The sequence below is a fragment of the Streptomyces sp. NPDC057638 genome, from assembly GCF_042800315.1.
Classification (GTDB): Bacteria; Actinomycetota; Actinomycetes; order Streptomycetales; family Streptomycetaceae; genus Streptomyces.
In genome coordinates, this window is record NZ_JBHVHF010000004.1 from 36,105 (window position 1) to 49,626 (window position 13,522).

13 protein-coding genes are annotated in these 13,522 nt (G+C 69.5%); 2 read left to right on the forward strand and 11 right to left on the reverse strand.

Annotated features, from left to right (window positions below; all coding sequences use genetic code 11):
* Positions 1-680: 680 nt before the first annotated feature.
* The 7 genes from ACFVIM_RS01180 to ACFVIM_RS01210 form a co-directional block, all read right to left on the reverse strand.
* The gene (locus ACFVIM_RS01180) at positions 681-959 is read right to left on the reverse strand and encodes a hypothetical protein (protein WP_384297108.1); all 279 of its coding nucleotides are present in this window, start codon (positions 957-959) and stop codon (positions 681-683) included.
* Positions 960-1,110: 151 nt separating this feature from the next.
* Positions 1,111-3,525: an LCP family protein gene (locus ACFVIM_RS01185; RefSeq protein ID WP_384297109.1), complete on the reverse strand. Its 2,415-nt coding sequence runs from the start codon at positions 3,523-3,525 to the stop codon at positions 1,111-1,113.
* Complete coding sequence (locus tag ACFVIM_RS01190) at positions 3,522-3,959, reverse strand: hypothetical protein (protein ID WP_384297111.1); 438 nt, start codon at positions 3,957-3,959, stop codon at positions 3,522-3,524. The genes ACFVIM_RS01185 and ACFVIM_RS01190 overlap by 4 nt, the downstream gene beginning before the upstream one ends.
* Before the next feature lie 137 nt (positions 3,960-4,096).
* Positions 4,097-4,645 (reverse strand): hypothetical protein, encoded by a 549-nt coding sequence (locus tag ACFVIM_RS01195; protein ID WP_384297112.1) that lies wholly within the window; start codon positions 4,643-4,645, stop codon positions 4,097-4,099.
* 183 nt (positions 4,646-4,828) lie between these two features.
* Positions 4,829-5,200 (reverse strand): hypothetical protein, encoded by a 372-nt coding sequence (locus tag ACFVIM_RS01200; protein WP_384297113.1) that lies wholly within the window; start codon positions 5,198-5,200, stop codon positions 4,829-4,831.
* The gene (locus tag ACFVIM_RS01205; RefSeq protein WP_384297115.1) at positions 5,197-5,478 is read right to left on the reverse strand and encodes a hypothetical protein; all 282 of its coding nucleotides are present in this window, start codon (positions 5,476-5,478) and stop codon (positions 5,197-5,199) included. Before ACFVIM_RS01205 ends, ACFVIM_RS01200 begins: the two co-directional genes overlap by 4 nt.
* Positions 5,479-6,241: 763 nt before the next feature.
* Positions 6,242-6,679, reverse strand: coding sequence for a Rid family hydrolase (locus ACFVIM_RS01210; protein WP_384297116.1), 438 nt, complete (start codon positions 6,677-6,679; stop codon positions 6,242-6,244).
* A gap of 147 nt (positions 6,680-6,826) precedes the next feature.
* Here ACFVIM_RS01210 and ACFVIM_RS01215 point away from each other — a divergent pair, with 147 nt between their 5' ends.
* Positions 6,827-7,303: a MarR family winged helix-turn-helix transcriptional regulator gene (locus tag ACFVIM_RS01215; protein WP_384297118.1), complete on the forward strand. Its 477-nt coding sequence runs from the start codon at positions 6,827-6,829 to the stop codon at positions 7,301-7,303.
* Positions 7,304-7,688: 385 nt separating this feature from the next.
* Here the strand turns inward: ACFVIM_RS01215 and ACFVIM_RS01220 are convergent, their stop codons facing one another.
* On the reverse strand, positions 7,689-8,231 hold the full coding sequence (locus tag ACFVIM_RS01220) for a GNAT family N-acetyltransferase (protein ID WP_384297119.1): 543 nt from the start codon (positions 8,229-8,231) through the stop codon (positions 7,689-7,691).
* A 1,079-nt stretch (positions 8,232-9,310) separates the two neighbouring features.
* The gene (gene lepB, locus ACFVIM_RS01225; protein WP_384297121.1) at positions 9,311-9,976 is read right to left on the reverse strand and encodes a signal peptidase I; all 666 of its coding nucleotides are present in this window, start codon (positions 9,974-9,976) and stop codon (positions 9,311-9,313) included.
* Positions 9,977-10,532: 556 nt separating this feature from the next.
* On the opposite strand from lepB, the gene ACFVIM_RS01230 reads away from it, so the two are divergent.
* A complete protein-coding gene (locus ACFVIM_RS01230; protein ID WP_384297122.1) occupies positions 10,533-11,300 on the forward strand; it encodes a DJ-1/PfpI family protein in 768 nt (255 codons plus the stop codon).
* A 211-nt stretch (positions 11,301-11,511) separates the two neighbouring features.
* On the opposite strand, the gene ACFVIM_RS01235 is transcribed toward ACFVIM_RS01230, so the two are convergent.
* Together ACFVIM_RS01235 and ahcY are read right to left on the reverse strand one after the other, a co-directional pair.
* Complete coding sequence (locus ACFVIM_RS01235) at positions 11,512-12,180, reverse strand: HAD family hydrolase (protein WP_384297123.1); 669 nt, start codon at positions 12,178-12,180, stop codon at positions 11,512-11,514.
* The gene (gene ahcY, locus ACFVIM_RS01240) at positions 12,180-13,433 is read right to left on the reverse strand and encodes an adenosylhomocysteinase (protein WP_384297125.1); all 1,254 of its coding nucleotides are present in this window, start codon (positions 13,431-13,433) and stop codon (positions 12,180-12,182) included. The genes ACFVIM_RS01235 and ahcY overlap by 1 nt, the downstream gene beginning before the upstream one ends.
* Positions 13,434-13,522: the final 89 nt, after the last annotated feature.

Here is a 13,522-nt window from a genome sequence, read left to right on the forward strand (position 1 = left end):
GCACGCTGCTGGAGCTCACGCTCCACGCTCTCCAGACGAAGGCACGACGTGAGCTACGTGCAGTCATCGAGCCAGCAGATGACCAGATTCTCCGACGTACGGTCAACAACCCCTTCGAAGCACCCAACCTTCCCTGGTGGAAGCGTCGATTCGGACTCTGACCCACTCGGCCGACCCACCACCACTCCCAGATGCTGTTACTTCTCGACATTCCTGGGCCCTCGACGGAGAACCGCTGCCAGGAATCACCAACATTCGCTCTCCGCTCTCACCTACGCAGCCATTGCCTGGACGGGTCAGCTTCCACAACTGGTCGGGCGTAGCCCTCTGGAAGATCCCCAAGGCCTGCAGGATCCCGGCGTCGAGGCCCGGTCGAAGTCCTCCGGTACTCAGGGCGCCTTGCTCCATCTACGTGAGGTTGTCGGCGCTGCGCCGACCCTCTGTCCGCCGGGTCTGACCTGTGGAAACGTCCAGCCGCTGAGCGCGCGGCGCGGAGGGGTGATGGAGGGGCCCGTGGAGGGGTCCCCTCCGGTCCGGTCAGGGTACTGCTCAGGTTCGTCGGCGGTGCTCGCCACGGGGTGCTCCTGGAGGTGGGGCGGGCCCATCCCGCCATTCACCTGCTACAGGTGGGAAATCCGGGCTCCGTGTGACGCCCACACGGCGTCGTTACCGGGCCGTGATCATCCAGCGGTCGCGGCGCAGAGCTCGGAGACGATCGTGAACGACGTCGTCACCATCGGCGCCGCCATGGCCGGCGGCATCGCCGCGTGTGTGGTCCGGCCGTGCGCCATCCCGTTGCGGATCTTACGGCCGTCGTCGAGGTACTCGGCCTGCCGGGCCGTCAGGATCCCGTCGGCGGCTCCCTGCCTGATGAGCTGGTGCAGCGGCTTGGTGCCCGCGTCGGGAATGCGGTGGCGCAGCACGGTCTCCACCGCGATCAGGGAGTGCAGGACCGCCACGGTGGAGAACTCGTAGCAGTAGTACGACTGGCGCAGGGAGCTCGCGTGCCGTACGCGGGACGGTCGCCGCGGCCTCGGGCGCCCCGTCGGGCACGACCAGGTGATCGACGAGGTCGTGCATGTCGGCGTAGCTGCTGACGAGGAGGCGCGGCTATTGCACGCAGACAGCCTTGTCCGCCTGGACCTGTTGGATGTCGGCCGGGGGCTTGAGCGGGGTGCCCGCCTCCGTGAAGTCAGGGCCCAGGGTTAACACCATCGGGTCCGGCCCAACTGCGTCCGTCGTCGGTTTCATCGCGGTGGCCGGCAGGCCCATCATGTTGGCCAGTCGGCGTGCCTGGGCCGCCTGGTTGGGCGCGTAGACGAGTTGGGTCTTCTCCACCTTCGCTGGCGCGTTCACCTTGTTGGTGGACTTCAGCACGCCCATGTTGTCCTGCAGCCAGGTCACTACCGTCTGCGCGTTGCCAGGACCGGAGCCACCGTTGTAGACGTCAACCCGTACGTCCGCTGCGGCGGCCATCTTGCCCTTGAGCTTGGGTTCCTCCTCGGATGCTTCCTTCGTCCCTGTGAAGGAAACATCCTTGCGTAGCATCGAGAAGACCTGCACGGCCTTTGACTTGTCCACCGGGACTGTGGTGAAGGTGATGTTCTTGGGATTGACCGAGAACAGCTCCGTACCCAGTTTGCGCAGTTGGTTGATGTCGCCGATCTGGTTGTCGACGGTGAGCGCCTTTGCGGCCGCCTCCGCCAGTTCCCGCATCGTGGTGGGGCTGGTCAGAGTGTCGTTGGACTTCAGCTTGCGCATCAGCGATCCCAGAAGCAGCTGCTGGATTTCGATGAAGCTCAAGTCTCTGCCGGATCCGGCAGAGAGCCGGGTGCGCAGAAGGGCCAGAGCCTGCTCACCTTGAATGGTGTGCTCGCCCTTGGACAGTTTGAGGTGGGATTCCTTGTCGTTGATGTCCTTGGCGAGACAGATGTCCACGCCCCCGATTGCAGTCGTCAGCGCCTTGACTGCGTTGAAGTCGGCCACCATGAAGTGATCGAGCTGGATGCCGGTGAGCTCCGTGACGGTCCGCATGGTGCAGCTGGGGGTGCGCTCGGCCTGCCCGAGGCTGGTGCCGAATTGTCCGCCGGAGGTCCCGGGGATGTTTTTCTTGCCGCTCGCCAGGGTCGTCGGGCAGTCTGGGATGTCCGTTATCAGGTTGCTCGGGATGCTCAGCGCGGTCGCGTTCGTGCGGTCCTCGGAGACGTGGAAGAGGATGCTGGTGTCGGCGTTCCCATAGCTCTCGTTGCCCTTGCCAGCGCGCTTGTCCGTGCCGATCACCAGGACGTTGATGGCCCGGTCCTTACTGAAGCCGCCGGTCCCGGCCCCGTCGGTGGAGGCTGTCGTGATGCTGCCGTCGACGTTCTGGTAGATGAGGTAGCCGACGGTGCTGCCACCCACAAGCAGGAAGGCGAGTACCCCACCGGTCCACACCAGGGTTCTCTTCCTCCCGAACTTCTTGGAGTTCGCCTTGCGGCGGTCCGCAGCAGGTTCTGGTGCTCGGGTGTGACCCACAGCAACTGGCTGCGGCGGATCTATGCGAACGCGTACGCCGCCGGGTTTCATGCCGCTGTGATCCACAGCGTCCGCGCTGATGGGCGTGTTGTCCAGTGGGCTCTCGGCGTCCGTCTCCTCGGCCAAGCGGCCGTCCGCGGCCTTGAGGAAGTGGCTCTGCTCCCGCGGCTGCGTCTGGGGCGCGGGCACCGAGTCCGACCTGGTGTGGATCGAAGACGCGTCAGGCCATGGGAGTCGGGTGGCTTCCGCTCCGGGCGGAGCCGCCGCCTGTGATGCGGGAAGAGTCGCGTGGTTGCGTCCGAGTGCCACCTGGGCACCGCTGTTACGGTCCCTGGCCTGCGGAACGGGATGCCCCCGGGCTGTCAGTGTCCGGTGCAGATGCCGGTAGATGGTTCCCAGGTCCAGCAGCTCGGGACCGCCGGGAATCCCATGGTTCAGCGTTTCGAGCAGGGTTCCGGTGAAGGCGGTGTAGGTGTCCCCGACGGGTGCCAGGGCGGTGCGGGTCTCGGCTGCGGCAGCGAGGAGAAAGCTGCCTTCCACGGCGGCTTGGTCGGCAAGGCCGGGTGATGCGCTCATCCGCCCCAGGGCCAGGCCGCTGTAGCAGCAGTCCAGGATCACGACGTGGCGCTTGGCGTTGGAGTCCAGGAGAAGGACCTGGCGGAGCCATTCATAGGGCAGACCAGTCTCGACACGGCCGAACTCGGTGTAGGGCAGCGCCAGGCTGAGCGTGTCCTGTGGATCAATCAGCCCATGCCCGGCGAAGTAGACAACCAGTGTGTCGGTGGCTTCGGCGGCAGCCTGTCTCACCTCCCTCACCACGGTGAGCGCGGCGTCCGGATTCTCGACGACGGTCACATGCTGCGCTGGCAGTTGCAGCGACAATGGGCTCGACAGGAGTTCTTTGAGGGCTCGCAGGTTGTTGGAGACGGCAGGCAGCTGCTCAAGATGCTGGTAGTGGCTCGTCCCCACCAGGACCGCCCGCGACGCCCCCGGGGCAGGCAGTACACTCACCGCTCCCCGTCCTCGTCACGGTCGGCGTTCAAAGCCTGGATCACCTGCTCGATTTCCTCGTTGGAACTTTCGGTAAGAACGAAGACCGTGTCCCCGCGGCGGATCTCCAACCGCGGCCGTTGTGGCCGGGTCTGCCGCCACGTAACCAGGGCCAGCACGAACGACGCCGCACTCCACCCGTTGCCCGTCACCAGCTGAAGCACATCCATCGCCGCGCCCATCTCCCCCGGGCACGGCGTACTCCCCCTCACCCCGACCGTGGCAGATCTGCGCACCTCAGGGTCCGACCGCAACCAGCCCTGCAAGGAACGCAGTTCCCCCACAGACGCAACCCGCACCTCTAATTTCACCCAGGCCTCCCCATCCCCCGTGCACTCTCTTGTGACGGTGCGCGCCCATTCTCCAGCACCACGCTCACACCGGGAAACCCGCACGTGGCTCTATCCACGTCCCCGGCCGTCAGGCCCGGCCACGGCCAGAGCCGGGCCCGTCCAGACGCCGGGCAGGACGCCGGTTTCGTCGTGGGCGGCGCGCAGCGACATGCCCGCAGGACGGCGGCCATCGCCGACCATCACGCAAGGCCGCGGGGCTCGCTCGCACGCCGGAGTGCGGGCCGTATGGGGCCGGATGCGTCACCGGCCGAGGGCCGGAAGGCCGTCCACAGGCCGGTGTCGCGCATGACGCGCTCGACGGTCTCGGCTCCCCCGGCCAGCAGGCGGGACGCCGACGTCGGCGGCGTGGCCGCGGCCCGAGTGCGTGCTCGGCTTCGGCGCGGGCCGGCGAGCGGGGCGAGGCGCTGCCAGGTGCTGGCCGTGACCTGGGCCAGGATCACCGTGCCGAACAGCTCGTGCGGCGCGGCCCCGAGGACGCTAGTGGCGGGCATGCCGTCGAGGATGATGTGGACACGGGCGGCGCGTCCGGTCCACAGCGCGGCCTCGAGGGCGGTGACGGCCGGGGACATGTGCGGGTCGTCCTTGCCGCGGGACGTCTCCCAGTAGCGGGTGAGCTGGCGCAGCGCGCTGTAGGCGCTGTCCACCGAGACGATGAGCCGGGACGCGGCGTCCGGCTCCCTGTCGTTGAGGTAGAGGCGGCGCGCCAGTTCCTCTCCGAGGCCGACCAAGGCGTCGTGGATGCCGGCGACGTCCCCGGTGGGTGACGATCGGCAGGTCCTTGGCCCACAGGTGGGAGATCCGCTGGGGGTCGAGGACCAGGGCGTGGGCCCAGTGGACTCCACCCCATGTCGTGCATTGCCACTGGACGCGGAACATCGTCGGCTCCACTCGGTGGACGATGCCCGGCATCGTCACCCCGGCAAGGTGTTGGAGTGCCGTATCCGGGACAGGGCGCGGGCATCGCGGCGCGCGGCCGCGCTGCCGATCCGGCTCTGTCGGGAGCGGGGTCGGCGCGACTGCCCGGCGGCAAGGCGCCGGCGTCCGGCGTCTGGGAGCCGCCGCCGCTGCTTGCGCAGCTCCGCCTTCTTGGCCGCCTTCGGCTTCGGTGTCCTGGGCCGTTTCCGGATCGGCTGCCAGCCCGCAGGCTCATCGGGCTCGGGCTCCCTTCCCTCGTCGAGCGCGGCGGCCGTCTCCCCGGAGGCTGCGCGGGCCCGGGCGAGGGCGTCCTCCAGTCCCGGGATCTCGGGGGTCTTCGGGGTCCTGGGGTTCTCCGGTGTGATCATGCGAGTCCTCCGGTGGGGGTGCGGCCGGGCGTCTGCTGCGCGCCGGGCGGCGGGGTGTGTGACGGCGCGGGCGCCGGACGGGCAGGTCGCGGCCGGGGGCGGTGGGCGGCGGCGCGTTCCCCGATGCCGTCCTGGAGCCTGACGGCCATCTGGGCGGCGGCCTCGATCGTGGCGCGGGTCTGCTCCAGCGCGGCAACATCGGTCCCCTGCTGCTGGGCGCGGCCGGTCGTCTGGTCCGGGCGCGAGGGCCGCAGGTGAGACCGCGGGGCGCCGGGCACGGCGCCGGTGTGCGGGCGGGCACGGGAGCCCAGGCGTTCGAGCGGCGCACCGCGTGGACCCGGGCAGACAACGCCCGGGCGGCCAGGCGGGCCCGCGCGTAGAGGGGCAGTGCCCGGTTGCGGGCCAGCGTGCGCAGCACCGCCTGGTCCTCGATGTCGCGGGGGTACAGGGCGTGAAGGTCGGCCGTCATCATCAGGCCCCGGCCGGCGGGGCGGGTGTAGTCGTCGATGACGGTCTGCACGATCGTCTCGTCCAGGCCGGGCTCGTGCGGGCGGCCGCGAAGGACGTAGGAGAGGCAACGGCGGGCTTCGGCGAGCAGGTGATGGCGTTTGAACGCACCGCGCATCACGTACACCACGGCCACGGTGTCGACGGCCGCCAAGGCGATGTCGACCACCGGCCGTACTCGCGCCCCCACCGCCGAAGCCGCCGCCCGCGGCCGCCGGAGGCCTCTCCTTCGGAGCGTTCTCGGGCCAGTGAGGCGGCACCGGCCGGCGGCAGCCGTGATGGTGTGTCGCGTCGGCGCTGGCGGGGCGCCGCTCTCCGACCCCGGCGTCGGGGGGCTGATTGCGGCCAGGGCCTTGTGATACCCGCTCGCCGCTTGCCCCCGCCGTGTGGACGCCTGTTCTCTCAGCGCTGCCACCCACCGGAACAGCACCCACGAGTCATCCGGCACCAACTCCGCTCAACCAGCTCCGTCACCATGGTTCAGCGAACGAGTCAGGCCACCAGAGACGGTGTCTGAACGGTGGTTCAGGGGGTTCAGTTTCCGGAACCGCTTCCGGAGCGGACGATCGCGGTGACGCGGATCTCCACGCGCATGGCGGCGAGGCCGAGGACCGTGACGCCGGTCTCGGTCCAGATCGGCGCGCGGCCGCCGAGGCGACGGCGGAACTGGCCGGCCATGACCGCGTTGTGGTCGTCGCCGATGGCGTCATCTCCCGGGGCGACCTTGTGGTACGAGTTGACATGGATGACGTCTTCCCAGGTCGCGCCGACTGTGGCGAGGGTGCGTTCCACGTTGTCGAAGGCCTGGATGATCTCGTCTTCGAGGGAGTCGGGGATGACCAGGTCGTCATCCACCCCTTCCTGGCCGGAGGTCTCGACCCGGTCACCGACGCGGACGGCCCCGCTGTAGCCGAAGGTCTGGTGCAGCTTCTCACCGAAGCCGGGGGTGACGCCGAAGGTGACGGTGCTCATGATGCTCCTCTTCCTGCGCGTACCTCTGCGCATGGGGGCGCGTTTCGCCTCCGTGTGAGTTCACGCGTAAAGTGACCCTAGCAAGGAGTTACTTCAAGCGTAAAGTGATTGAGTGGCGGCGGGCTTCGCCGGAGAGGTGGGAGAGCGATGGGCGGCGAGGACGAGGAGGAGCTGCGGTGGCTGGACGAACAGGAGAAAGCGGCGTGGACGGGCCTGATCTCCCTCGTCCTGCTGCTGCCCGGCAAACTGGAGTCGCCGCTGCGGCAGGAGCACAACCTGACCCTGTTCGAGTACCTCGTGCTCAGCCATCTCTCCGAGGCCCCGGGGCGCAAGCTGCGGATGGGAGAGCTGGCCTTCCTCGCGAGCGGATCACTCTCCCGCCTGTCCAACGTGGTCAAGCGCTGTGAGCAGCGCGGCTGGATCGTACGGACGCCCGACCCGGCCGACGGCCGTTACACCCTCGCGGAACTGACCGACGCGGGCTTCGATGTCGTGCGTGAGGCGGCGCCCACGCACCTGCGCGCCGTCCGCCGCACCGTGCTCGACTCACTCAGCACGACTGACCACAAGGCCCTCGCCCGCATCGCGGAGAAGCTCCGCATCATCCCGGACAGCTTGGGCTGAGTCCCGGGAACGTAAACCGTTCGCTGCGCTCAGGCCAAGGAGGGCGACCTTGAGAGGCCGCCGTCGCCCTCCTTGAGGAGATAGCCCCGGACCTCCGACGACGCGACCGCCCCTCGGCCCGTTGCCGAGGGGCGCGGGCAACCTCCCCCCGGACGGCGAGCGCCTCTTCTGCGGCGGCGGCCACCGGATCGTCTGCTGTGGGCTACAGGTACCGGGCGTTTCCTCAAGGAGCGCGGCGATACGGCGCCACTGCGCCAGCTCCATCCCCACGGCACTGCTCGTCCGGGCGAGCCACAGATCGCTCTCACAGAGCGAGATCCGCCGCCCGGCGAACTCTACGTCCAGGCCGCGCGCGCGACGGGCGCGCTGGTCCCGGCCGGGTGGGTCACAGGGCCGGGCGGTCGATCCGGTAGACGACGTGTGCGCGGTCGTCGGCGGGGTTGTCGGGCTCCAGGGACGCCTCGGTGTAGCGGTGCAGACCCGCCTTCTCCAGTGCCCTCCAGGAGGCGCGGTTGGCGGCGTGGACGGGGATGATGAGGCTCGTGGCTTCCGGGTGGTCCGTCCAGGTGGCGGCGACGATCGCCCGGACGATGCGGGTGCCAAGGCCCCGGCCCGTCAGCGCGGGGTCACCGATCAGGTAGTCGAGTGTCATCGCCTGTTCGGGAATCTCCGCCTGGGCCGCCAGGTCGCCCATGTACTGGGGGTAGTCGGCGATCCAGGACCGTTGCACCAGCGCGACCGGGGTTCCGTCGACGGCGACGAGAAGGTTCTCCGAGGGTTCCTCGCCCCGGGCCGCCGGACCGAAGTCGCGTAGGACCGCCTCGGGCGAGGTCTCGTGATGCCACCAGCGGGCGACATGGGGCTGTTGAAGCCACTGTCCCAACCGGGGGAAGTCGGATACGTCGAGTCTGCACCAGGTGATCGTCACGGGGGCCTCACGGGATCGGTTGGGTATCCGCCCCGTTATCCCAGACGGCCGCACCACCGTCACCGCGATTTTCACCGCCCGCTGCCCGAGCTTGTTCCTGACGGGCCGGAACGGCGTCTGACAGACCGCCGCGCCCGGCCCCAGGGCCGTTTCCGTACAGAAGCATCTGGTGTTGCCCCAGGAGATGTACCCGAAGGAGGAGACCCGGGCGTACGCGCACTTCCTCCTCGTGAGCGCTTGCGCCGCGTTCCCTGAGGCTCGGTAGATCATGCCGGCGAGCACCGCGCCGAAGGGGGGCGGGACCGCGTAGATCACCCAGCCGACGCCCGGTCTGGCGTGCGTTGGTGTCGATGAGCGGGAGGACGCAGGCGGGGATCAGGGCGCTGCGGGGTCAGGAGGGGTCGTCTCTCCATCGATCGCCCGCTGATCGTCGACACCTTGGGATGCGCCTCTCTTCTGCTGCGGCGCAACTCCGGTGCTCCCTCTCGGGTAGGGGAGTTCGGCGGTGCGCTGAGGTGTAGCACGCGCCGCGTGTTCACTCTCCGAGGAGGCGATCATGACTCCGCATCTCTCGCCTGTCCGCATCTCGCCGGAACGGAGGAAGCGTGCCCTGTACAGCCGGTGCATCACGACCGCCACTGTGGGTGCGCTGTTCACACTGTCCGCCGTACCGGCCAGCGCCTCACCGGCCGGCCGGACGCCGCCCAGAGCGGCTTTTGAGAATGACTGGACCTGTGACACCGGGCAACCCCTGTACGTGGGGTTCCCGCCTCGCCTCGTCGGAGTGACGGGGCAGGGCAACTGCACCGCTGACCACGGCCAGCCGGTCGGGACCGAGGGGCCTGGTGCTCTCACCGGCCGTGCGCAGGGGTGGAAGACGCGCTGCGAGCGCACGGTCTCTGCTGCTGCGCCGACATTCTTCTTCGGCGGCGAGCTCTGTCAGCGAGTTCAGTCCACCACGTACCTCACCTCTCAGTGAACGACTGTGCCTCCGCCACGCAGAGAATGTACGGGGCGGAGGCTCCAGCAGATTGTCGCAGCGGTCACACCCGGCTTCACCGGAGCCGTCGCAAGATCGTTCAGGCCGCGGGCCGCGGTGGCACAGCCGCGGGCGACCGCCGGGCGCGCTGCCCGGCCGCGTATCCTCTGATCCCCAGTCCGATCCCGACCAGGGTCAGCACGATCCCGAGGACCCCGAGCGCCACCAATACCGCCGGCGCGGCGATACCCTCATGCACTCGCCCGCGCACCCCGGAGGCCGCGACGCTGCCCGACTGTCTGTCGAGGAAGTACCGCGAGTCGTTCGCATTCCCCCGGTTGTCGCCCAGCAGGAACAACCGCCCGTCCGGCACCTTCACGTCGTACGGTCCGGTTGTCGGGAGCACTTCGCCGCGCATCACATACGGTTCGTCGACCGGCTTCCCGTTCAGCGTGATCCGGCTTCCGTCGCTCACCACATGATCGCCGCCCATCCCGATGACCCGCTGCAGGGCCGGTATGCCCTGATAGCGATCGGGCACATGGATGAGTACGACATCGCCCCTGCGTATCTCGCCTGCGTCGATACGCTCGATGACCAGCCGCTCGCCTGGGCCGTACGTGGGCTTCATTGCCTCGCTCACGACGGTGGCCCCCTGGTAATGCGTGAGGAGGTACCCGATGCTCCCCAGCGCCAGGAGCAGCCCGAGTGGCGCAAGTACCCAGGCCGCGACTTTCAACCCGCTGCCCGCTCCGCGCTGCTGCATGGACACCCTCCCCCTTGAACCGCCTGAGGCCAGGCGGACGGGTAGAGGCTAAGCGGTCCCGGGGCGGGAACGCACCTCGCCCCAGGGGGGCATCGTTCGGTGGAGTCTGTGCCTCAGTCAGGTGCTGGCGTCGGCCTTGGAGCATCACCTGTGGAGGACCGGCGCGGAGCGGGCCTGGCGCAGGAGCAGCGCGCGGCCGGAAGCCGGGGAGTCGAGCTCCGCGTCAGCCCTGGCGGGCGGCGGCGAGCCCCCGTCGCCTTGGTCGTGGAGTGTCAGCTCGGCGATGTGCTGTTCGAGGGGGGTGATCCGGGGCTTGAGCTGCTCGGTGCCCTCGGGGCCGCCGTTGCCCGCTTCGCGCCGGGCTTGGTCTCCGAGCGCCTCGCTGAGGCGCTGTTCGGGGCGGCGGTCGGGTGGGGCTGGAGGAGGCCTTTGGTCGTCGAGGTCACCGGCGCCCGCCCCACTCTTCCAGCATCACCCACGCACACCCGGGAACTCGGCCGGGGTCCGTGCCGACTCCTGGAGCACAGGGCACGGAGCGAGCGAGAGGACCGGGGGAATGAGCGACAACCAGACGCACAGCCGCCGCACGGCGTTTCTGACAGCCGCGGGGGCGACACTGGGCGTGGGAATCGCCGCCACGGCGGCCACAGCTCCGGCAGCGGCGGCCGTCGGGGGCAGCCGAAAGCCGGGACAGGTGCAGGTGGCGATCCTGCTGTTCGACGGGTTCACCGCCCTGGACGCGGTGGGGCCTTACGAAGCGCTTTGCCGGGTGCCCGGCGTACAGGTCACCACCGTGGCCGTCAGAGCCGGCCTGGTCCGCACGGACACGGGCGAACTGGGCATCGCCGCGGCGAAGTCCCTCGACCAGGTGCCCCGCCCCGACATCGTGGTGATATCAGGCGGCGGCACGAAGGCCAGCATGGAGGACGGGCGAGTCCTCGACTGGATTCGCCGGGCCCACCGGCACAGCATATGGACCACCTCGGTCTGCACCGGTTCGCTGATGCTCGGAGCAGCCGGACTGCTGCGTGGCGTACCCGCCACCACCTACTGGGCCTTCCGTGCTCGTCTCAAGGAATTCGGGGCGATCTATACACCCGGGCGTTTCGTCGAATCCGGCAAGATCATCACGGCGGCCGGGGTCTCCGCCGGAATCGACATGGGGCTGTATCTCGCCGCCCGCCTTGCGGGCGAGCGGGTGGGCCGTGCCATGGAGCTGGCCCTGGAGTACGACCCCGAGCCCCCCTTCGGCACCGGCAGCCCGGAGAAGACGGACGCGGAGACACATGCGCTCGCGATGAAGCTGCTCACCAACCCGGCCTGACCCTGGCCCGATCCCCGAACGCACCGGGACGGGCCGGGCGTCTGCGCCACGAAGCGATCCGGCCCCGGCCGGGCAGCCGGGACGTGGACCTCCCGGACCGTGTCGAGGTCGACAGCGGTCAGGGCACGTGGGGTACGCGCGGTACCGTCCAGGCCGGCACCCTGCCGGGCAGGGTGCCGGGGGCGGACTCCGCGGCTTGGTCAAAGGGCCGTCATGAGGCGGGCGGGAGCGCGGTGGTCAGGGCATCCGCCAGGGTGTGGACGACGGGGACGCCCTCGGCGCGAAGGGCGTGGGGGGCGTGCAGTCCGCTGGCGTAGAGGACGCAACGGACACCGACGGCCTTCGCCGCGCGCGCGTCGTCCACGCTGTCGCCGATGAGCAGCGCGTTGCCGGGAGCGCGGTCGAGGGCGTGCAGGTGGGCCGTCAGATGGTCGCGTTTGTATCCCGTGTCCGCGCCCTGCTGCCCGTCCGCCCGGGCCAGGTACGGGCGCAGCGCGAAGTGGTCGATCAGCGCGCTGAGTGCGTCGTGGGGATACATCGAGAGCACGGATTGCGTGCGGCCGGTCTGTGCCACCGTGTGCAGCGCGGCGAGGGCGTCGGGGGCGAGGCCGATATCGGGTCTGCGGTGCGCGTAGGCGTTGTGGAAGGCTGTGTGCAGTTGCGTGCGCAGCGCGGGTGGAACGGGGCGGCCCAGCAGCCGGTCGTAGAACGTGTCGATCGGCTGGGTGTGCAGTTCGCGGTAGCGTTCGGGGGTCAGTGGTGGCAGGCCGAGGCGGGCGAAGGCCTCGATGGTGGAGGCGATCAGCGCGTCCGCGTCGTGGAAGAGGGTGCCGTTCCAGTCCCACACGATGTGTGTGATGTGCTCGGTGGGGGTGTGCATCAGGTGCCGATGCGCCAGGAGCCGAGGTAGTCGCGCTGGCGGGGGCTGAGTTCGTCGAGGGTGATGCCGTACGCGTCGAGTTTCGCGGAGGCGACCTCGTCTTCGATCGCCCGGGGGATGGGATGGACCCCTGGGGAGAGGTTCGATGCGTACCGGGTCAGGTGGTGGACCGCGAGGGCCTGGGTCGCGAAGGTCATGTCCATCACTTCGGCGGGGTGGGCTTCCGCCGCGGCCTGTCCCAGCAGCCGCCCTTCGGCCAGTAGCAGGATGCGGTGTCCCTGCGGGAGGGTGTAGGCGACGCAGTGTTCGCGCACGTACTGGCGGTGGGTGGCCGCCTCGGTCAGGCCGTCGACATCGATCTCCAGGTCGAAGTGGCCGGAGTTGGCGATGACCACGCCGTCCTTCATGTGGCGCATGTGGGCGATGGTGACGATGTCGCGGTTGCCGGTCGTCGTGACCACCACGTCGGCGAGCGGCGCCGCCTGCCGCATCGGGAGCACGCGCATGCCCTCCAGCCTCGCCTCCAGTGCCCGGACCGGCGAGATCTCGGTGACGATGACCTCGGCGCCCATGCCGCGGGCCCGGGCTGCCACTCCGCGGCCGCACCAGCCGTATCCGGCCACCACCACCGTCGCGCCCGCCAAGAGCATGTTCGTGGCTCGCAGCAGGCCGTCGATGGTGTTCTGCCCGGTGCCGAAGCGGTTGTCGAAGAGATGCTTGGTCACGGCGTCGTTGGTGGGCAGTACGGGGTAGCGCAGCGCACCGTCGACGGCCATGTTCCGCATCCGTACCACCCCGGTCGAGGTGATCTCGGTGCCGCCGATGATGTCCGGCAGCAGTTCGGGGCGGTTCTCGTGGATGGCCGCGGTCAAGTCCGCGCCGTCGTCCACGATCAGTGTCGGGCGCAGGTCGAGGGCCCCGGCCATCTGGCGGTAGTAGGTGTCGCGGTCGCATCCGTGGACGGCGAACACCTCGACGCCCAGGTCGCGTTGGATGGCCGCGGCGACATCGTCCTTCGTCGACAGCGGGTTCGAGGCGCACAGCGCGACCTGCGCGCCGCCGGCGACCAGGGCGCGGCACAGGTTGGCCGTCTCGGTCGTCACATGCAGGCAGGCGGAGATCCGCGCACCGGCCAGCGGCTTCTCCCTGGCCCACCGTTCGGCCAGCGCGCGCAGCACCGGCATCCGGCGGTACGCGAAGTCGATCTTGCTGGCGCCCTCGTCGGCGAGTGCGGGATCGCGTAGCAGTGGCATGGGGCTCTTTTCCTGGAGGTACGGAAACGGGTGGACGGCACCGAGTCCACCGGTTCGGGCCGCCGCAGACCAGGGCGGAAACCCGGCAT